The organism is Roseobacter sp. MH60115 (assembly GCF_015644665.1).
Classification (GTDB): Bacteria; Pseudomonadota; Alphaproteobacteria; order Rhodobacterales; family Rhodobacteraceae; genus Roseobacter.
Map to the genome: position 1 here is coordinate 1 of NZ_JADOBQ010000012.1, position 19,175 is coordinate 19,175.

A 19,175-nucleotide genomic window follows, 5' to 3' on the forward strand; every position below is an offset into this window, starting at 1 on the left:
GGGGGCTCTGCAGAGACCTTCGCCGCGATCTGCACGAAGGTCAGCTTTACCACTTTTCAAAATTTGGGTTACTCATCTTTGATTCGATGCACCGAATTTTCTGAATCCAATCAATGGGCTGCGTCAGACAATAATGACCCAAACGTCAAGCATTCCTGACCCAGACCGGATCTACATCAACACTTGGGCCAAAGCAGCGAAGTACATTGAACCGCCGTTCGCAGTAGCTCCACTGAAGGCCGATCGGGGATACGCACTGACACGGCAATAGACAGATTTAGTCTGAAAGGGCTTTGGTGTGCGACCTCTCGTCCGGACTTAAGGTCTTATTCCGCTGCGATTGCTTTATCAAAAGTCACGTTGGGTATTGAAAGGACGAACACGCTGCCACGTTCATTGGGGCAGTTGACATGAATGCTTCCACCCCATTGTTGCAGCGTCTTGTTGATAAACGACAGCCCTAAGCCAGTGCCCTCGATGTTCGCCGACAACCGCTTGAAAGGCTCAAAAATTGCCTGTCGATATCGTTCTGGAATCCCTGGTCCATCATCTTCAAATTCAATGACAACTATCCCGTCTGCTTCGTGCCCTCGGATCTTGACCATGCCTTCATTGCGATCATGGTGTTTGGCAGCGTTCGAGATGAGATTCCTCACTATAGTGTCGAAGGCCACCGGATCGACGCGCACCATGGGAATCTCGCCTTCGATCTTGACCCGGAACTCATCGGGAAGACCCGCCAGATCGAGAATGTCAGGCAACCTACCATTCAGATCCACGTCCTCGAATTGCTCCGGATTTGCAGCACTACGGGAATGATCGAGAAGATCCCGGATCAGCAGCTTCATCTTGCCGGACAGATCTCTCAGCATGCTGAAGTGCTCAAGGATTTCGTCAGGGAGATCGAATCCGATGTCCGCGATGTCTTCCTCTATGAAGCCCACCAGCCTCGCTTGCTGAACCAGCGGCGCCTTCAAGTCATGGGCGGCAATCGTCGCGAACATGGACAGCCGTTCATTGGCAGCTTCCAATTCAATTTTTTGCTTTCGGATCATGTCGGCCTGCTTGTGGAGCTTAGTGACATCGACCCTCACCGATGCGAATTGATCCCCACCAACGGCGAAATCTGTCGCATCAAACACCCGCCCATCCCTGGTGTGGACAATGCGGTTCTGGGTTTCGCCGTTCGCAAGTCGTCGAACGATACCGTCTGCGAAGCTCTTTGCCTCTGCAGGAGTCATTCCTTTGTCTATGGTTCCATTGACGTAAGACGATGCAATCAGTGTTCGCAGATGGGCTCCTTTGGACAGCGAGTCGACCATTGTGGGCAAGGTTCGTGCAAACCCCTTGTTCCAGTGCACGGCGCGCATGTTTTTGTCGAAAATCACTATGGCTGCATTGATGCCATCCAAGGCGTCGGTAAGGAGGCGGATTTCTGCATTTTCATTGGAAAGATTGCAGGCGCGACGGCTTTGGCGTCGGGAATTGACGGTTGCGCCAATGGCGATGACCAAAATGACTATCCCTGCGATCGAGCCCCAAAAGATGAGTTCATGCTCAGGAAGCCGGGTGGGCTCTCCGAACCATGTCTGTTGGATTTCACTGAGAACTTCGGGTGTTAGCTGCGCTTCGATCTGAGCATTGAGGAGGCTCATCAAGTTGCCAGATGATGGCGATGCGAAAAGTCCGTAAGGGGTTTCACCCAACGGTGGCGCTATTGCTTCAACGAAGATATCCGAACCCATTTGACGCAGCCGTTTATTGAAGCCGTCAGCTGCACTGACCGTTGCATCGACCTCGCCAGTCAGCAACCCCATGATCAGCGCATCGGCGTTTGAATATTCCACAATGTTGGCGTCCGGAATGTCGGTCGCATGTTTGGCTGACAACGAGCCGGTTACCACGCCGACACTCATGCCATGAAAATGATCCAGTCCTCGCCCTGGTCCGTTTTTCCTCGCAAACAGAACGATTTGGAAAGAGCCTAAGGGTAGCGTGGCTCTGGCCATCGCCATTCGGTTCGCAGTGAACCCTAGCAGCGAAGTCATGTCAGCTTCGCCAGAAGCCACCGTCTCTACCATCACGCCGGGATCTTCGGCAGCGATGAACTCCAGTTCGCGACCTGCGCCTTCAATCAATCTTCGCGCAATATCTATGGCCATACCGCGAGCTTGGCCATCCGTATCGGTGAAGCTGTATGGGTAGAACTCGGAGTAGACCATCCTGAACGGCGGGGCTTCTGAGTCTTGCGCGTTGAGCGGTGAACCGACTGTCGCCACCCACATAGTCGCAACCAGTAGAGCCCTGACTATCCTAGTACCACCTATGCCAAACATCGCTCATCCCGCAGCTTTGTGCTTTTCCCGCGATGTGGATACCCCAAGCCAATTACCTTAAAGCAAACATATCTCGGTATTATTCGGCAGGTTTTAGCTAATCTCTTGAGATGGTCGCAGCGCATGTCGCAAATGCACGTAGTGAAAAGTGTCTGACGTCAGCGCCTATGGGTCCAAATAGGGCTATTTGCTAAGAGAGTGTTTGTTGCTCATCGTGACCACCGAGGAGTGGACGATGAGAAAGACAACCAAGAGCTCTGGCGAGAAGATCGTCATGAAAACTTCCTCCACCCAAGATTGGGTAATTTACAGGAAGTATCCCAGGAGTCCGTACATATTTGCATTTTCAAATCGTTCGTCATCTCAGGCAACCCGCCGCAACGCTGTGCCATCCGTGGCAAACAGATGTGCGTTTTCTGTTTGAATGCGCAGGCCAAGCCGCTCGCCGGGCTTCACGGGGATATTGCCATGCTTGCGCACCATTATTGATCCGATGCCCTCGACGTTGACATAGATGTTCGTGTCTGACCCCAGATGTTCAACGACATCAGCCACGGCCGACAGATCACCAGTGCCATTGTTCACGACATCGATGTGCTCCGGCCTCACCCCCAGCTCTTTCGCCTGAGCGGCAAGCGGTTGATCGGGCAGCTTGATTTCGGTGCCATTCCCGGCAGTTACACCGAATTCGGTGCCAACGACGGGCACGACATTCATGGCGGGCGAGCCGATGAACTGCGCTACAAATTTGTTGGCCGGACGTTCGTAGAGTTCCAAGGGGCTGCCGACCTGTTGGATATCCCCGCCATTCAGAACAACGATCCGGTCTGCCAGTGTCAACGCCTCGACCTGATCATGGGTCACGTAGATCATGGTCGCGCTGAGTTTCTGGTGCAGCCGTGCAATCTCCAACCGCATTTCCACGCGCAGCGCCGCGTCGAGATTTGAGAGAGGCTCGTCAAACAGAAAGGCTTGCGGATCGCGGATGATGGCTCTGCCCATGGCAACCCTCTGACGTTGACCACCTGAGAGCGCCTTGGGCAAGCGATCCGTCAGGTTGGCCAGCCCCAGGGTCTCTGCCGCCTGGGCCACTTTTGATTTGCGTTCTGCGAGCGGATCTTTGCGGATTTCCATTGAGAACCCCATATTCCGCGCGACATCCATATGCGGATAGAGAGCATAGGATTGGAACACCATTGCGATGTCCCGATCTCTTGGGCGCACGTCGTTCATACGCTCATCATCGATCAGGAAGTCGCCGCTTGATATCGGCTCAAGTCCCGCAACCATGCGCAGCAGAGTGGACTTGCCGCAGCCCGACGGGCCGACCAGAACGATGAACTCACCATCCTGGATCTCAAGGTTGATGTCGCGCAGAACCTCAACCGATCCATATCGTTTTGCAACGTCACGAAGTTCAATACGTGCCATGATCTGGCCTCCTATCCTTTGACCGCGCCGGACGTGAGGCCCTGCACGAGATAGCGTTGAATGAAGATGAAGAAGAGGCAGCTCGGGATCAGCGCCAGCACGCCGGCCGCCATCATTTGCCCCCAATCAACCGAGAACTTGGAAACAAACGTCAACAAGCCAACCGGGAAGGTCATCGCGTCGTTCCTCGAAATCAGCATCAGCGCAAACAGCAACTCTGACCATGCCGCGGTAAAGACGAAACCAAGCGTCGCCCCGAGGCCAGGTAATGTTAGTGGGAACACCACTTTGCGCAGCGCCTGAAACCGCGAACAGCCATCCATCATTGCGGCGTCTTCCAGATCTTTTGGAATGCCGTCGAAGAAGGACTGCATCAGGAACGTTGCAAAGGGGATGTTGAACGCCGTGTAGACAACGACCAGGCTTGTCAGCGAATTCAGCAGCCCGAGGTCGGCGACGACCTTGTAGATCGGTGCAATGATCATCAGCAGCGGGAACATCTGGGTGACCAGCATCAAGGCGATAATGATCCGCTTGCCCGCAAATACGAAGCGTGAAAAGGCATAGCCTGCCCCGGCCGCAAACAGCGTGGTAAAGAAGGCCGCCCCAAGGGACACCATCAGAGAATTCCGGAAATAGGCCACAAAATCGGTCTGGAAAATGACCGTTGTGAAGTTTGAAAAGGTGATCTCACTTGGAAACAGCCGGGTGCCTTCCGAATAGATCAGCGCATCCGGCGTCAATCCGATCTTGAGCAACCAATAAAGCGGGAACAGCGCGAAGATCAGATAGAACGCAAGCGCCGCGTATTTTCCCACGATCAACGCAGGGTTGGTTTTCTTGACGGCTGACATGGCCAATTCCTCAAATCTTGACCAGCTTCTTGCGAAGCCAGAGCAGGATGACCGCGCAGATCAGAAGGATCACCAAAAGCGCAACGGCAACGGTTGACGCATAGCCAAAATCCAATTTGCGGAAGGCAGTGGTGAAGATATAGGTCGACAGAATCTGCGTTGAATTGGCAGGCCCACCGCCGGTCATCACGTAGATTAGATCAGCGAAGTTTGCGATCCAGATCGTGCGCAGCATGACGGTGATTGCGATCATCGGAGCAAGGAACGGCAAGGTGATCTTGGTGAAGGTCTGCCATGGGGTGGCGCCGTCCACTTCTGCTGCTTCGTAGAGTTCACCGGGTATCGATTGCAAAGCCGCCAACAGCGTGATGGCAAAGAATGGCACACCGAACCAGATATTCGCGGTGATCGGACCCCACATCGCCAGCTTGGGATCGCCAAGGATGTTGTAGGGTTCTGACAAAATGCCAAGCGCAGCCAGCCAATGCGGCAACGGGCCAATGACAGGATTGAAAAGCCACGCCCATGTCAACGCGGACAGAAAGGTCGGGACGGCCCAAGGGAGGAAAACAAGAGCCTGAAAAAGCTTCTTTCCAAAGAATTGGGTATTCAGGAGCATGGCAAGGCCGAGGCCGAGCAGAAACTGGAACGTTATCGACCAGAAGGTCCAGAACAGTGTGTTCTCCATCGCGATCCAGAATTTGCGGTCGCTCCAGAGGTCGACATAGTTTTTAAACCCGATCCAGCCGTAGGCAAAAGGCTTCAACAGCTCGATGGATTGGAAGGAGTAGGAAATCCCGATGATCAGCGGAAGCATGACGACAGCACCGATCAGAATGATCGCCGGTGACAGATAGAAAAACGGCTCGACCATGTATTGCAGGTAGAGCGAACGTCGTGCCCGGGTTTCCCCGGGCCTGACACTTTTTTGAGTGCGGGAGATCACTGGTTTGCCTTCCACTTGGCGTGCTCGTCGGTGAGGAACTCTGCCCATTCATCCGCAACATCCTGCGCGCTGCGCTGGCCCAGCAAAGCTTCCTGGCTGGTTTCCAGCAGAAGCGTGCTGCCAAAGTAACCCCACTGCTCAAGGTTGGTTGGCATTGTGGTCGGCACATATTGCTCGCCATTCAATTCCTCGAACCAGCCTTTAAACTGCTCGGTCTGGAAATGCGGATCCTGATCGGCGCCTTTATGGATCGGAATGACACCGACCCGCTTGGCCCATGTGGCGTTGGCTTCCGGCGATGACAGAGCCGCGACCAGATCAAAGGCTTCTTCTTCGTGATCGGTTGCGCGGAAGATCGACCAGCCTGCGAAACCGATGGTCGGGAACGCTTTGCCCGACGGTCCAACCGGCATTGGAATAACGGCAAAATCTTCGGCTGGCATCCGTTCGGCGATCGCGATCAGCGCATCGGGATCTTGGTCAAGAAACGCGCAGGTGCCGGAATAGAAACCGGCCACGATTTCGTTGAAGCCCCAGCTGACGCTGTCTTTGGGTGCATATCCGTTCTGATACATGTCGATCATGAACTGGATACCTTCGACCGAGCCGGGCTCGTTGATGCGGCTGACGCCGTCTTCGGTGAAGAACTCGTTGGTGCCGTTCATGGCTGCGGCGAACATGATCCAGCCATTGGTGCCGCCGGGACCACCGCGCAAACAATACCCATATTTACCATCAAGTTCGGATACTGCAGCCGAGGCTTTTTGAAACTCTTCCATCGTTGTCGGTGGGGTGTCGATACCCGCTTCGGCCAGCAGTTTCTTGTTGTAGAACATTGCCCGCAGGTAGAAGCCGTACGGGATCATATAGAGATCGCCCGCCTGACTGCCCATCGCGACGGTCTTGTCGGTCAGAGTTGCTCCCTGGTCCCATCCGGCTACATGGTCTTTGAGGCTGACCAACTGATCGGATCCTGCGTAGAGAGCCTGCCACGTGTCGGGCATTTCAACCACATCCGGGATGTCGCCACCCGCCACCATTGTGGCCAGTTTTTCAAATGCGCTGCCCCATGGCAGCGATACGATCTCAACCGTGACGTCAGGATTGTTGGCCTCAAACTCATCGACGATCCCCTGAAGCACCTTGGTACGCTCGGGGCTTGTGATCACCTCAACCAGCTTCAGTGTGGTTTCGGCATAGGCAGCCGAGCCCATCAGCACGGCAGCAGCTGTCATTCCTGCGAGTAATTTTTTCATTTCTTCCTCCAGTTGGTTTTGATTTCTGTGTGGTGCGCATCTCTAAGCAGTGCTTTTGGCGAGCGCTGATGTGAAATCGGCCCATAGATCGTCTGCAGACTCGAGCCCGAGGTTCAGGCGCACCAGATTGGGTGAGACGCCAAACTTCTGCATTGAATTCTGCTCGCCCGCCTGCGCAAGGCCTACACGCGCCGGCAGGATCAGACTTTCGAATCCCCCCCAACTCACGCCGAGGCGAAACAGGCTCAAAGCATCGGAAAACCTTGCGATGTCGACACTGTCATCAAACTCAATCGACATGAGTCCAGACCGTCCCGTCAATCCAGGAACATCGTTGGCGCCCGGTGAATTGACTTGCCGAACCTGTTGAGCAGTGGTCAAGCGATCCATAAACAGGTTGGCCGTCGCCTGGTGCTGCATCATGCGCGCACTCAAAGTCCGCAGGCCTCGCGTCAGCAGGAACGCCTCGAATGGTGCCAGTTTTGCGCCGAGCAAGGGTAAGGTCAGATCACGGATGCGGGCAATATGGTCCAGAGAGGAGACCACCACGCCCGCAACCGTGTCCGAATGCCCCGAGATGTATTTCGAGGCTGAGTGGATGACGATGTCGATGCCCAGTGTGAGAGGGCGCTGAAACACCGGACTTGCCCAGGAATTGTCGATCATCGTCAACACATTGTGACGTTTGGCATGTTCCGCGACACGGCGCAGATCCATTGCTTTAAAAACGACCGATCCAGGGCTTTCCAGATAGGCCAACGTCACATCAGCGAGCAGATCCGGATCATTCTCAAAACGCTCTGGCGCATGGTATTCGATTTGTACCCCGAGCGGGCGCAACATGCGTTCCAGAAACCGGAAGGTATCCGGGTAGACATGCTGGACGCAGGCGATCCGATCCCCGGGTTTGATGAATGCCAGGATCGTAGACGAAATGGCCGCCATCCCGGAGGCAAACCCAACTGCAGCCTCACCTTGCTCAGCTTGTACCATGAGCTCTTCAAACGCTGCAACGGTGGGGTTTTCTATACGGGTGTAGATCGCGTGATCCGATCGGCCCGCCATCCTATCTTCAAAGCTCTGATAGCTGTCGAATGTGAATAGAGAGGTCTGGACGATCGGCGGCGTCACCGCCCCATCCGCGTCGGGCAGTACTGCCGTAAGCAGAGTTGCGAGGTCCTCGTGTTCAGGCATTCTGGCTCTCCATGATCTGGAGAATTTCTGCTTCGACCATGTCCATGATCTCACCGACAATCCGCGCAGCTTCGTCTGCGTTGCGAGAGACAACCGCCTCGGCAAGCAGGGTGTGTATCGGGATTGTCGCCTGACCTAGATGTGGCTGGCCGAACGGTGCTTGGTAAACCTCGTTGAAGCCTTGCTGTATCTGACGGATCAATTGCCCGAACAGAGGGTTTCCGCAGGCGTCATGCAGTGACGAGTGGAACCGATGGTCAGCCTGACGCCAATCTTCGCCGGCTGCATGTGTGGCTATGAGTTCAGCAACGCGGGCAGCAATCAACCGTCCTTGCGTCTTAGTGCAATTCAGTGCCGCCATCCTTGCCGCTTCGATTTCCAAAGGCCTGCGTACTGCGTGGGTTCGCAATAGGCTCTCCGCCTCAAGCTTTAGTGTCAGTGGGAGGTGAATTGCATTAGCCGACACTTCAGCCGCCAAACGTGTCCCGGCTTTCTTGTTGCGAACGACGATGCCCATGTTCTGCCAACTCGTCAGGGCCTCGCGGACCTTTGCCCGTCCAATCCCAAGCCGACGCGCGATTTCCACTTCCGGCGGCAGACGGTCGCCAACTCTCAAACCTTCCGCGTCAATCATAGCGGACAGTGCATCCAGAACATCCCGGCTGTTGCTGCCGGGAGGTAACTCTTTAAGCGAGTTGCCTGCCTCTTCGCTCTGTTCCTGGGGTGGCAAATTTTCTGTCACGTGTAGCCGCTCCGAATCAATGTACATCCAATACTAAATATATTGTCGGAGAAAATATACTATAATGTCCGACATTAATTGAAAGAGGTCTTATCAACGGCTGCCAAAACAGTCTTGCGTGGATCAGAACTGAGGCAGAATGGCCCCAAACTGAAAGATTTTTTGTTTCTTGAAAGCTCAATCCCAAATTAGGAGAAACGGTGCGTCCTACTAAACGCAGGCGACCCACCACGCTGATATGGGTAAGGCCAGAATGAGAAGTGCCAGCAACCAGAATGCCGTCACGAGCGAGGATGCATCCGAGATGAAGTCAATCATTGCTGTGCCGAGGAGAATTCCCGCGTACCCGGTTGTTGTCACCTCAGCAATGGCGATGCCAGGTGGCATTGTCGTCTGACGGCCCGCAACGCTGAACAGAATGGGCACAAGGTTCGCGGCACCCAGCCCGATCAGGACAAATCCAAAAAGAGCTACCGGTACAAACGATGCGACCAAAACGGTCGTGATTCCCACCATTGTGATCAATCCGCCCAGAACGAGAGTTGCGAACCCGCCGATCCTACCGATCAGGCGATCCCCGGTTAGACAGGCGATAAACATTGCAACTGAAAAAAGGATGTAGCCAGCCCCGGCGTTTTCTGCGGGGGCGAGTTCTCTGTCGATCACTAGCAGCGCCCCCCAATCCAGCACCGCGCCTTCGACCAGAAAGATAATTCCGGCAAGGACCGCTAAAAGAAGGGCGATGCCCCGCGGAATGGCAAATGGCTAGGGCTCTTCCCCTGCAACACTCAGGAACCTTGGCCGGGCAGACAATATGGCGACAAGCGCAGTTGCAGCGCCAAATGCTGCGCAGACGGCCACCTGGTTGTCACTGCCGCGTCAGGCCGCAGGACGGGCTTTGTCCTTACCTGCCCTGCCGTTCGGAATGCATGGGCATTCCAAACAACAGAACAGAAAGGCCCGTCAAGTGACTATGGCGTGTTTATATGGTTCATTCTGATGGAGCGCTGAACGGCTATTTTGGGCCAAAAGTTAGGCCGCTGGCGGTATGTGCATTTGACCATTTTGGCGCTAAGAAAGGGGAACGACAGCTTCTTGCATCGCTCACAAAACATCATGCGGATCGCAGGGGCACTTATGTCGTGACCTGACATCAACCTGAACGCCCTCCAAGCCAACTTAATCCGTCCGATGTGGATCGCCGAATTTCAAAAAACTCTCAATATAGTTATCCATGGGATGTGCCGTGCCCAGGGTATGAATTTTTCCAGTCCCACGTTCGACAAGTAGTGGCGCATTCCCAGCCAGAGCATCTATGAGGTTATTTTTCTGCAGATATTCCGCGCGCTGATAGCCAAAAACCCACCCGTAATCTCCGCATGCAATGGGGTTTGAAAGCAGCACTAGGTCCGCGCCAAGTTCACTGACGTGCTTTTTTGCCAATGCCCTTGCATCGTCTTGTGTGAGCACAGTTTGAACTCCGTTCAATGGCGAGTGGCGTGGAGCGCGATCAGAAAAGCTCTTGAAGCTTTATTTACTGAGGCATGGAATCGGCATGAACTCCGAGTGCAAGCCGATGCGTTGTGTTGTCAATTTGCCAGAAAGCCCTTATCGGTCAGGATCATACGATCCAAATCAAGGCCGGATGCCAACGCGCCTTTCTTTACAGCCGTTTTCAATGCGTCCAGCTGCGCCGGATTTGGCTGCATCTCCTGGACGCCGGAATCGATCAGCGCAGCCTGAAGCAGATAAGCCTCCGCGAATTGTTGTTTCTCAGCTTCGGAGGCTGAGGCCATGGCCTTGCTGGACAGCAAGGCGCCTTCAGATTGCTGACGGACAGCCTGGTACTGTCGGCGGGGTGGTGTTTTGGCCGACCCCTGACTGGCCTGGTATGAACTGATCCACCACACCGCATAGGCGTCCGCGACGTTGTTGGCATCCATACCCATCGACGTCATGGCGTCGGCAATCATGGTCATGACATCGGCGGAGGCAAAAATTGCCTCAAGCTTTGCCGCACCCTCTGGATCGCTCTCCCTGATCTGACTCAAGAAGCCTTGCATGTTCTCTGCGCGGCGTCCCTGATCAGGGGTGAAACGCAAGACGGATCTGTCCAGCTGCAAAGGAGCCGGTGCATTTGAAGTGTTGGTGTTATCGTCATTTTGCGCGGCGTTTCGTCTGTCGAGCAGTTCCCTATTCAGGTTTGACATGGCGAAATCCGGCGCAATCTGGATCATTGGCATTGAGAAATCCTGGGCAGAGCCTGTCCGCGGTGAAACGCCGGCGACAAAGGTGAACGTTGTCATGCAGATCAAAATTCTTCGCATCGTTATATGCTCCGTTGAGGGGGGCGTTACATCCCGGCTGTGACGTCTGGTGTTTCGGCTACTTGAGCTGATATGTGCTGAAGTCGTCGTCATAGATGGAGTGGTAGACGACCCCTGACGGCGCATTCTCCGCATGCAGTGGTTTGCCATCATATTCGCCAACCCTGACCAGGTCGCGACCCTCTTTCCAGACCAGTTGTAGACCATGCTCGTCTTCCCAGTCGCAGTTCGCTTCGAGGATCACATAAGGGATCGGATCGGTTCCGGGCCGCGGCGGCCGGGACGTGATCGTGAGCGCCAATGGCCGAACATGGGCCCAGATGTCGGCGGGATGCGCAGGAGCCGTCATGTTCTCGTCGATCCACGCGCCATCCGCATGCATGTGCATGTCACGATAATAAGCATGGACGTGTGGTGTGGTCGCCAACCGGTCCGCGGGTGTCATTTGCGTAAAACGCCGCAGGGCTTCAGCCGCTGCAGGGGATAGTGCGGCTGCATTGCTGTCGAGGTCAACCGACGCGCCATCAAAAAGGGGGAGGTTCACCTTTTCAGCCATACACCACTGACGCTTTTAAGCACGGTCCCGGTCAAGGAGGGTCATCAGCAGTGCGGCAAAACGGCATAAGTCTGCCGACCCTGCACCGGTTTCCAGAAGGAGGCGGCTTTCGGGATGGCTTTGGCTGATGATGTCATCAATCTTTGACCCCTTCCGGTAGAGTTGGGGAGATGTGGTCAATGATCGGGCATCGGTGATGCCGCATGTTTTTTGTTGGAGGAGTGTTGCAAAATGCGGAAAGTCGTCAGAGCTTTTTTAGTGGTGGTCCTGCTGACAGCGGCAGGCAAAGTCCCCGCGCAATTCATGGATATCGGCGGCGGCTTTATCGATGCGGGTGTTCACGGCGCGGTGATGAAGGGCATCACCCGCAAATCGGCAAAACAGAGCGACGTGACCGGGCCCGCGCCTCTGAGCCCCGCGCAAAAGGCGGCACTGCAGTTTGTACCGTCGATGGAACAGCGGCAGCGAAACTATGCAAGCTTTGTCGAAAAAACCCGCGCCGTTGATCCGGCAGGGGCGGATCAGTTGCAGCAAACCCTGTCGCAAAATGACATTCTCGCCGTCGCCGAAGCGCCGTTCAGAGACCTGGGCTTTGACATGTATAATGTTGCAGACGCCTATGCCATGTGGTTTGTGACCGCGTGGCTTGCAGGTCAGGGGCGCGTCGATACGCCCTCCGCTGAAACACTGGGGGCCGTCCGGGATCAGGTGGAAAGCGCATTTGGAACCCTCCCGGTGTTGCTGTCGACGGATGATGCCACCAAACAGGAGGCTGCCGAGGCGCATTATCTGCAAAGCATCCTGATCAGTGTGACGGTAGAGGCTGCGCAGTCGGATGCGGCCTATCTTGAAAAGGTTAAGGTGGCTGTCAAACAGGGCGCTGTAGCGTCCGGGATGGACCTCGATGCGTTTGAGTTGACAGAAACGGGCTTTGTTCTCAGGCAGTAGTCGAGGAAGGCGCGGTTTCTACCGGGAAGCGCTGGCTGCCGCAGGTAAGTGTTTGAATGGGGGGGCGGTTCGATGCTGAGCAAATTGATGATCGGAGCAGGGGTGTTGATCGCGGCAGCGTTGCTGGCGTTGGCTATTTTCGTATTCGAGCCCTTCAAGCGGATCCCTGACATCGGGCGCGGTTTGCCTGGCCGCGACGGCCCCGCAAGTGAAGAACTCAGAGCGCGCGTCAAGGCCCAGTTTCCCTTGCCGATGGCCTCTACCGACATCGTCTCGGCGCTTGCCGCGCAGGGTTTTGACATATCCACCGTTCACAATGTGGCGTCTTTCAGCAAAAACGGATTCCCCTGTCGTACGGTCTGGCAGGTGTTCTGGGAGGTTGATGACGCAGGTCAGGCAACAGCAATAGACGCAGTTTATGGCGGTGTATGTTTGTGAACCGGGGTGGGAGCGGTGATGTGGCCAGGACAACAAAGATGGCGCCGGAAGCAGATGAAGCTTTGCATGCAATTGCGTTGCTGATTGCTCAGGATGAGAAGTACGTGGATCGTGAATGGGACGCGATGTCTCTGGTGGCCATCGTCACGGATACCAGCGTCGACATGACGGGGTTTTCCTATGTCGCGGGCGAGAAACCAAAACCGGGGACGCCGCGAAATGGCGATATCATGGACCAGCTGGTGCAGTTCCGGCAGCTGAAGCGGCGAGATGGAAATGCACCTTGGAAAGCGGTGCTGATCCAGATCGTCAAAGCGGAGATGCGCATTGGTATCACGTTTGAGTACGATGACGCACAGAGATGGAAAGTGACGCCCGACAATCTTGTCAGGATGAGAGAGAAGCTGCGCCCCTTTTTTGCGAAGTGAGGTTGGTCAATGAGTGCAGAAAAGCGCAGAGCTGTCCTTGTGCTATCCGCCCTGTTGGCCCTTGGTGCTGCTGCGGTCGTAACCGATCATCTGGTCAAAAGCGGTGCGTCTGCGGCCGAACGACCGCAATGACCCGCACATCTGGCGGCCCTGCCGTCGAATGAGCCGCGGGGGTAAATCGCTTCCTCGACAGAGGTGTGCCAAACCAAACATGTCGGGAAGGCGCTCAGACCGGACGCTTCGGGCACCCGATACGATGGTCGGCCGATGATAGCGGCCCCGATGATCATCAGGCGCCGGGTTTCGGAATGTGAGGGCGTGATATGAAAGGACTTCTCGACCGCGTGGCGGCAGAGCAATCCAGTGCCGATGAAACCACAAACGGGCCCGCCTTGCCGCAGCAGATCAAGGTGCTGAAATCTGCTGCAGCAGGGCAGCTGTCGGCAGATATCCCTGCTGACTTTCTGGCCCTGTCGAACGGAACCGATTTTAACGGCCTTGTCCTTTATGGGGCTGATCAGTCAACGGACGCGCCGGGCGCTGGGGGCTTCTGGCAGGGGCTTGTCAACGCCAATCTTGTCTGGCGCGAGGACGGCCAGCACAGCGAATACATCATTCTGGGCGAAACCGGCATGGATCTGCTGACCGTGGATTTGAACGGAGAAAACGCCACCAGCCGTGATCGCATCTCCGGCGATGAGGTGGAACGGTTTCCTTTGGTGCGGGCTTTGATTGAGCACTATCTTGCCACACATCTCGTCGCGTGATTTTATGGCGTGGAACTACTCATCCGGCAGGTCTTCGAGATCGAATGGCAAGAACGGCACATCAACGGCTGGCTCGAACCCAAAATCCGCCACAAGTTCGAATCCGTTGGGCTGCCAGGACGGGGATCCAAGTGATCCCAGATCAAACAATGCAATGACAATTGCAGGTTCCGAGGTTCGGTTGTCCGTGACTTCAACGAAAATGCGAGCCAGACCTGCGGCTTGGTCGACCATTTCTGTCTCGCTTGCCCGGAACACAAAATCACCTGCAGCGCGATGCGGTTTGATCTCTGCAAGCCACGCCAGAAGCGGCGGTTTCAGCGCCGTGCGAATGTGATTTTCCTTCATGTTGGGAGGAGCCGAGATCGATAATGGCCCAGCGGTAATCGTACCCTCCTTCGCAGTCAGATGAAACTCAATCGTGTGGCCATATTTTCGGATCAAGGATCCGTCGCTTCCTTTTCTATAGGGGCCGAATTCCAAAACAGGTGGCGCCGCCGGGGGCACATGGTCCGTGATCAAAGGCACGGACAGCAGCACCAGCGACACATCATCCGTTATCAGGTGCCAGCCGGGATTGTCGGTCGGGTCCTGCAGGAGCCGGGTCATGCAGGCTTTGGCAAGGGTCTGAAACCCGTCGGTGTCGTCTTCGACCTGCGCTGATGCCAACAACACGGTCGCATTCAGATCGAGGCTTTCGCCGAGAGGGCGTTGGTCGGAAATCCCGTTCGTTCCCCAAAGCAAATTGATCTCGGGCAGGGCGATGGGGGGCAGACCGCATTGATCGAATGTCTCCAGCATATGAACTGCAACCTCGTGCTGCACATCTCTTCCCCAGAGCGCACTGGACAGGGTGCTCAGACACCGCGACGGGCTACATCGCCTGATTTTAAGCGGTGCAAGCGGGACTGGGTCGCCGGCGCGGATGAAGCGTACTTCGGTGTTGTTACCACGCCCCTCTATGGCGTGGATATGAAGGCCTGCTTCGCCGGTCTGGTCAGCAAGGCGATTAGCTTCGATCCGCGTCAGAGCGCGGCCTGTCAGCGTGCTGTCTGTCGCGACCAGTAGGGCCCCTATAACTAAAATGCCAGAGAGCAGGAGAATTGCACGATATTTAGCGGATGTCATAAGGGACGATCCCTATTGCTTTGAGTCTCTCGTACTACACTGCACAGGCTTTGAGTCTTACAAGATGTATCGAAGGGGTTTGGCGTGATGGGCAAAAAGCGGCCTCGTCGCGCGCTCCACAGGGTTCGTTGCTAAATGCTAGTGTTTTCGCGGAAGTCTATGCTTCAAGGGTTTGTCTGTATGTCGACGAGTGCTACGCAGCCCTGCACGATCTGAACCACGACCTCGTGTTTTATCAATGGTGAACACTCAAGGAATAGAAATCACGACCACACCGAGGGATGCATCCGGCGGTGCGGGCGAAACAGCCCATGTGCTGTCAGTGAGTTGAAGCAAGGCCAGTGTGCCATCGGATGTAGGTACCACGCCCTTGGCCCTCACAATCTGACGATCTGTGGCTAAGTCCTGCGCCAGGGCCTCGACGTCAACTGCACCGTCGAATATTAGCAGCTCGGTATGATGATGCGCGCCATGTGGCTCGACCGCAGGACGGGCGCTGCGGTTCGCAAAGATCAAAGCGTTTGAAACTTGGTCTGCATCAACCACCGGTAGTCCAGGGGCTGTGTGCGCGATTAGGTCGCGAACCGTATCAGCTGCGGCGATGTCCGCCTTGGTGATCACAATCAAATCGGCCGAGTTCAGTTGCCGCTCTATTGTGTCGGTCAGGTAGCTGTTGGCCAGATGCGCGGGCATATGCTCGGCGTCCGCCAGAACGATGATTGAGGACAGCTCGATCCCCGGCACCAGGCCGATGGAGGCCCCAATGGCGCCCGGCATGGCGATGCCAGAGGCCTCTAGCACGATCCTTTGGGGCGGCGGCTCCATGTTGCGCATGCTCATCAGCGCTGACATTAGATCGTCGCCGTAAGAGCAGCAGACGCATCCGCCCGCCAGTGAGATGATGTCGCCATCTTCGGCCTCGATCAAATCGGCATCGACGGCGAGCTCGCCAAAATCATTGACCAGAATAGCGATCCGTTCACCATCTCCCTCTCGCAGGAGCTTGTTGACCAGCGTCGTCTTGCCCGCGCCCAGATAGCCGCCCAGAACCGTCAGCGGCAGGGTCACAGGGCAGCGGCCTCGAATACCCGCCCGCCCTGCACCGTGCCCCAAACACTGATGTCGCGCAGATCGTCGGCGGTTTCGGGATCGGCATCAAGCACCGCGAAATCGGCGCGTTTGCCCGCCTCGATCGATCCCACATCCTGTTCGATCTTCAGCGTGTAGGCCGCGCCCATTGTTATTGCCCAGAGCGCCTCCGCACGCGAGATGCACTCATGCCCGCCTTGCACCCGCCCGCTTGCGGTGATCCGTGTCTCGGCAGCCCATGCTGTGAACAGAGGGCCAAGCGGCGTGATTGGCGCGTCGGAATGGATACCGACCGTCAGCCCCAGATCAAGCGCTGTGCGCGCAGCATTCATCCGCTCCGCACGTTCCGGGCCGACTGTCAGGCGGTAGTGCTCGTCGCCCCAGTAATAGTGGTGGTTGGCAAAGAAATTAACGCAGGCCCCCAGTTTCGCCAGCCGGGCCAGCTGGGCGCGGTCGGCAAGCTGGCAATGCTGTACTGTCAGACGATGATCGATGGCGGGGCGATCCGACAGGATGGTTGTCATCGTCTCGATCAATAGCTGCGTGGCCTCGTCGCCATTGGTGTGCGTGTGGACTTGCAGATCGCGTGCAAAGGCCTCGCGCAGGATCACCTCCAAGTGCTCAGGTGTGATATACCACAGCCCGTTGGGTGCTCCGTTGTAATAGCCCGGCGTACGCAAACGGGCCGAAAAGCCCTGAATCGAGCCATCCATGATCACCTTGATCCGGCCCATCCGGCACATGTCGGTCGAGCGGTCGCGCAAATCCTCCACCTGTGCGATCAGCTCTTGCGGCGTGACGCCGTGATGGAACCGATGACAAACGATGCGGGCGGGGTATCTTGGCTCTTCGATCACACGGAGCATGGTTTTCACCGCATGCTCATCCAGCCGGGCGGCAAGGTCGGTGGCCGTCGTCACCCCTGACCGCACGCAGAGCTTGCCAAAGGCGCGCATCCCCGCTGCATCGCTGGCTAGCATGTCACGACCGAAGCCGACGTGAAGGCCCGCCGGGGTCATCACGTCCGGGCCTTTCAGCTCGCCCGTCGGCAAACCGTCCGCGCCCAGAGGAATACCGGGATGGTTCAGACCGAGTTTCAGCAGCCCCGCTGCCTCAAGCGCCGGGGTGTTGAGGTTCATGATATGGCCAGAGGCGTGCATGATCCCGATGGGTATGCTGTCTGAGACACGATCCAGATCGGCGCGGCTGACGCGCACATTGTCAAAGTAGATCGGGTCCAGACCCCAAGCGGACAAAGGCGCATTGGGGTTTTTCGCCAACGCCTTGGCGAGGCGCGCAACGACCGCTTCGATATCCGTGCAGCCGGCATGGATCACGCCGTCCGGGTCCATCCGGTCGAAAAACCCGGTATAGGATTTGGTCCAGAGCGCACCTTCCAGCATGTGCGAGTGTCCCTCGATCAGACCGGGCATTAGCACCTTGTCCTCGAAGCGTGTGTCGATCACCGGGTCTCCCCAACCGGCAAGCTCCTCCTTGGTACCTGCGCCCAGGATCGTGCCATCGCGCGCCGCGACATGGGTCGCATGGGGCCGCGCCGGGTTCATGGTGATGATCTTGCGGGCGGGATAGAGCGTGACGGTCATCGAGGGCCTCCAAATCTTGAGATTTGACGCTATGTCTCTTCGCTTCCCGAGGAAACTGGAATTATCATAGGCAAAACCATCATAGAATGAGGTAACGATGCTGGATGTCTCTTTGAAACAGTTGGCCTACGTGGAGGCTGCGGGCCGTCTGGGCTCCATTGCAAGTGCGTCCAAGGCGTTGCAAATCAGTGAGAGCTCGATCACCGCTGCCATTGACGGGCTGGAGACGCGGCTTGGTTTTGACCTGTTCGTGCGGGTACCCGCCAAAGGCATCAGCACCACACCGGTGGGAGAGGAGGCGCTGGCGCTGATCTCGCGCTTTTTGAAAGACGCCCGCGCGACCCGTGCCGAGCTTGGCAGCTTGGGCGGGCTGGCACAGGGCTTTGTGCAGGTTGCCTGTTTTGCGACGGCGGCTGCGAATTTCCTGCCCGATCTGCTGATACAATACGCCGAAGATTATCCCAGCGTCGAGGTGCATCTGGCCGAGGGTGATATCGAGCTGGCGATTGAGCATCTTGATCACGGTCGCGCGGATGTGGCCTTCACCTACGAGGATGTGGTTCTCGATACGCAGGACTTTCGCCCGCTGGTCCCAGCCCCAGCCTATGCGTTGATTGCCCGCTCAAACCCTTTATCCGAGGCCCCGGATGTCACGCTGGAGGAATTGTCAAGATATGGCATGATCGCCCTGACACTGCGGCGCACGCGGGATTACTACACTGGTATGTTCGCCAAGGCGGGGCTGCCAGTGCGCGTGGTCCATGCTACCCCCTCGACCGAGATGATCCGACCTTTGGTCGCGGCCGGTCTTGGTTTTACCATCCTGAACGCCCTGCCTCCGAACTATCTGACCGATGATCCGCGCTTCCGCGCTGTGCCGCTGAAAAACGGGCCGGAGCCGCGCATCTTCGGCATCGCGACGATGAAAGGCGTGCGCCAGACTCGGGCCTGCGAGAGCTTCCTGAAAACAGTTGATAACTTCCGCGACAGCGGCGGATTTCAGGCACTCGCCATTTCAACCGCTAAAAATTAGGGGAAGTGGCGCAATATAAAACACTTTTCTACAGTCAGCCGGTCTGCCTAGTCTTTGGGATGTGAAGGCGTGTCGCCCCTTAGGATTTGGTGCGCCCA

General features: G+C 56.3%; 19 protein-coding genes. 5 read left to right on the forward strand and 14 right to left on the reverse strand.

Translation table 11 applies throughout. The features are described from left to right. Positions 1–326: 326 nt before the first annotated feature. From ISX84_RS22045 to ISX84_RS22095, 11 genes are all read right to left on the reverse strand, one after another. Positions 327–2,285, reverse strand: coding sequence for an ATP-binding protein (locus ISX84_RS22045; protein ID WP_195822580.1), 1,959 nt, complete (start codon positions 2,283–2,285; stop codon positions 327–329). Between the two features lie 414 nt (positions 2,286–2,699). After that, positions 2,700–3,767: an ABC transporter ATP-binding protein gene (locus tag ISX84_RS22050; RefSeq protein WP_195822581.1), complete on the reverse strand. Its 1,068-nt coding sequence runs from the start codon at positions 3,765–3,767 to the stop codon at positions 2,700–2,702. A gap of 11 nt (positions 3,768–3,778) precedes the next feature. After that, positions 3,779–4,621: a carbohydrate ABC transporter permease gene (locus tag ISX84_RS22055; protein WP_195822582.1), complete on the reverse strand. Its 843-nt coding sequence runs from the start codon at positions 4,619–4,621 to the stop codon at positions 3,779–3,781. Between the two features lie 10 nt (positions 4,622–4,631). Then, on the reverse strand, positions 4,632–5,567 hold the full coding sequence (locus ISX84_RS22060; protein ID WP_326838782.1) for a carbohydrate ABC transporter permease: 936 nt from the start codon (positions 5,565–5,567) through the stop codon (positions 4,632–4,634). Next, the gene (locus ISX84_RS22065) at positions 5,564–6,823 is read right to left on the reverse strand and encodes an ABC transporter substrate-binding protein (RefSeq protein ID WP_195822584.1); all 1,260 of its coding nucleotides are present in this window, start codon (positions 6,821–6,823) and stop codon (positions 5,564–5,566) included. Before ISX84_RS22065 ends, ISX84_RS22060 begins: the two co-directional genes overlap by 4 nt. A 42-nt stretch (positions 6,824–6,865) precedes the next feature. Beyond that, complete coding sequence (locus ISX84_RS22070) at positions 6,866–8,017, reverse strand: aminotransferase class I/II-fold pyridoxal phosphate-dependent enzyme (protein ID WP_195822585.1); 1,152 nt, start codon at positions 8,015–8,017, stop codon at positions 6,866–6,868. Then, complete coding sequence (locus tag ISX84_RS22075; RefSeq protein ID WP_326838783.1) at positions 8,010–8,759, reverse strand: FadR/GntR family transcriptional regulator; 750 nt, start codon at positions 8,757–8,759, stop codon at positions 8,010–8,012. Before ISX84_RS22075 ends, ISX84_RS22070 begins: the two co-directional genes overlap by 8 nt. Positions 8,760–8,969: 210 nt before the next feature. Further along, positions 8,970–9,449: a hypothetical protein gene (locus ISX84_RS22080; protein ID WP_195822587.1), complete on the reverse strand. Its 480-nt coding sequence runs from the start codon at positions 9,447–9,449 to the stop codon at positions 8,970–8,972. A 489-nt stretch (positions 9,450–9,938) separates the two neighbouring features. Continuing rightward, entirely contained in the window at positions 9,939–10,229 is a 291-nt protein-coding gene (locus ISX84_RS22085) for a YrhB domain-containing protein (protein WP_195822588.1), read from the reverse strand. Between the two features lie 119 nt (positions 10,230–10,348). Beyond that, entirely contained in the window at positions 10,349–11,065 is a 717-nt protein-coding gene (locus ISX84_RS22090; RefSeq protein WP_195822589.1) for a DUF6683 family protein, read from the reverse strand. A 79-nt stretch (positions 11,066–11,144) separates the two neighbouring features. After that, a complete protein-coding gene (locus tag ISX84_RS22095; RefSeq protein ID WP_442800635.1) occupies positions 11,145–11,642 on the reverse strand; it encodes a DUF6985 domain-containing protein in 498 nt (165 codons plus the stop codon). Between the two features lie 231 nt (positions 11,643–11,873). On the opposite strand from ISX84_RS22095, the gene ISX84_RS22100 reads away from it, so the two are divergent. The 4 genes from ISX84_RS22100 to ISX84_RS22115 all read left to right on the forward strand — a co-directional run bounded on the left by ISX84_RS22100 (position 11,874) and on the right by ISX84_RS22115 (position 14,223). Continuing rightward, positions 11,874–12,590, forward strand: coding sequence for a DUF6683 family protein (locus ISX84_RS22100; protein WP_195822591.1), 717 nt, complete (start codon positions 11,874–11,876; stop codon positions 12,588–12,590). A 72-nt stretch (positions 12,591–12,662) separates the two neighbouring features. Continuing rightward, positions 12,663–13,028 (forward strand): hypothetical protein, encoded by a 366-nt coding sequence (locus ISX84_RS22105; protein WP_195822592.1) that lies wholly within the window; start codon positions 12,663–12,665, stop codon positions 13,026–13,028. Between the two features lie 38 nt (positions 13,029–13,066). Next, the gene (locus ISX84_RS22110; protein ID WP_195822593.1) at positions 13,067–13,456 is read left to right on the forward strand and encodes a hypothetical protein; all 390 of its coding nucleotides are present in this window, start codon (positions 13,067–13,069) and stop codon (positions 13,454–13,456) included. A gap of 323 nt (positions 13,457–13,779) precedes the next feature. Continuing rightward, complete coding sequence (locus ISX84_RS22115) at positions 13,780–14,223, forward strand: YrhA family protein (RefSeq protein WP_195822594.1); 444 nt, start codon at positions 13,780–13,782, stop codon at positions 14,221–14,223. A 15-nt stretch (positions 14,224–14,238) separates the two neighbouring features. Here ISX84_RS22115 and ISX84_RS22120 read toward each other — a convergent pair whose 3' ends face one another. The 3 genes from ISX84_RS22120 to ISX84_RS22130 all read right to left on the reverse strand — a co-directional run bounded on the left by ISX84_RS22120 (position 14,239) and on the right by ISX84_RS22130 (position 18,044). Continuing rightward, positions 14,239–15,024, reverse strand: a complete 786-nt coding sequence (locus ISX84_RS22120; RefSeq protein WP_195822595.1) for a hypothetical protein — start codon at positions 15,022–15,024, stop codon at positions 14,239–14,241. 576 nt (positions 15,025–15,600) lie between these two features. Next, positions 15,601–16,419 (reverse strand): CobW family GTP-binding protein, encoded by an 819-nt coding sequence (locus tag ISX84_RS22125; RefSeq protein ID WP_195822596.1) that lies wholly within the window; start codon positions 16,417–16,419, stop codon positions 15,601–15,603. Next, a complete protein-coding gene (locus tag ISX84_RS22130; RefSeq protein WP_195822597.1) occupies positions 16,416–18,044 on the reverse strand; it encodes an amidohydrolase in 1,629 nt (542 codons plus the stop codon). The genes ISX84_RS22125 and ISX84_RS22130 overlap by 4 nt, the downstream gene beginning before the upstream one ends. Before the next feature lie 97 nt (positions 18,045–18,141). Between ISX84_RS22130 and ISX84_RS22135 the strand changes: the two genes are divergently transcribed. Then, on the forward strand, positions 18,142–19,077 hold the full coding sequence (locus ISX84_RS22135; RefSeq protein WP_195822598.1) for a LysR family transcriptional regulator: 936 nt from the start codon (positions 18,142–18,144) through the stop codon (positions 19,075–19,077). The last annotated feature ends 98 nt before the right edge of the window (positions 19,078–19,175 follow it).

Excerpts from the sequence above, each read along its gene's own strand:
- ISX84_RS22045 (WP_195822580.1), bottom strand. The coding sequence starts at position 2,285 with ATGTGGGTGGCGACAGTCGGTTCACCGCTCAACGCGCAAGACTCAGAA.
- ISX84_RS22050 (WP_195822581.1), bottom strand. The coding sequence starts at position 3,767 with ATGGCACGTATTGAACTTCGTGACGTTGCAAAACGATATGGATCGGTT.
- ISX84_RS22055 (WP_195822582.1), bottom strand. The coding sequence starts at position 4,621 with ATGTCAGCCGTCAAGAAAACCAACCCTGCGTTGATCGTGGGAAAATAC.
- ISX84_RS22065 (WP_195822584.1), bottom strand. The coding sequence starts at position 6,823 with ATGAAAAAATTACTCGCAGGAATGACAGCTGCTGCCGTGCTGATGGGC.
- ISX84_RS22070 (WP_195822585.1), bottom strand. The coding sequence starts at position 8,017 with ATGCCTGAACACGAGGACCTCGCAACTCTGCTTACGGCAGTACTGCCC.
- ISX84_RS22090 (WP_195822589.1), bottom strand. The coding sequence starts at position 11,065 with ATGACAACGTTCACCTTTGTCGCCGGCGTTTCACCGCGGACAGGCTCT.
- ISX84_RS22095 (WP_442800635.1), bottom strand. The coding sequence starts at position 11,642 with ATGGCTGAAAAGGTGAACCTCCCCCTTTTTGATGGCGCGTCGGTTGAC.
- ISX84_RS22100 (WP_195822591.1), top strand. The coding sequence starts at position 11,874 with ATGCGGAAAGTCGTCAGAGCTTTTTTAGTGGTGGTCCTGCTGACAGCG.
- ISX84_RS22105 (WP_195822592.1), top strand. The coding sequence starts at position 12,663 with ATGCTGAGCAAATTGATGATCGGAGCAGGGGTGTTGATCGCGGCAGCG.
- ISX84_RS22110 (WP_195822593.1), top strand. The coding sequence starts at position 13,067 with ATGGCGCCGGAAGCAGATGAAGCTTTGCATGCAATTGCGTTGCTGATT.
- ISX84_RS22115 (WP_195822594.1), top strand. The coding sequence starts at position 13,780 with ATGAAAGGACTTCTCGACCGCGTGGCGGCAGAGCAATCCAGTGCCGAT.
- ISX84_RS22120 (WP_195822595.1), bottom strand. The coding sequence starts at position 15,024 with ATGCTGGAGACATTCGATCAATGCGGTCTGCCCCCCATCGCCCTGCCC.
- ISX84_RS22130 (WP_195822597.1), bottom strand. The coding sequence starts at position 18,044 with ATGACCGTCACGCTCTATCCCGCCCGCAAGATCATCACCATGAACCCG.
- ISX84_RS22135 (WP_195822598.1), top strand. The coding sequence starts at position 18,142 with ATGCTGGATGTCTCTTTGAAACAGTTGGCCTACGTGGAGGCTGCGGGC.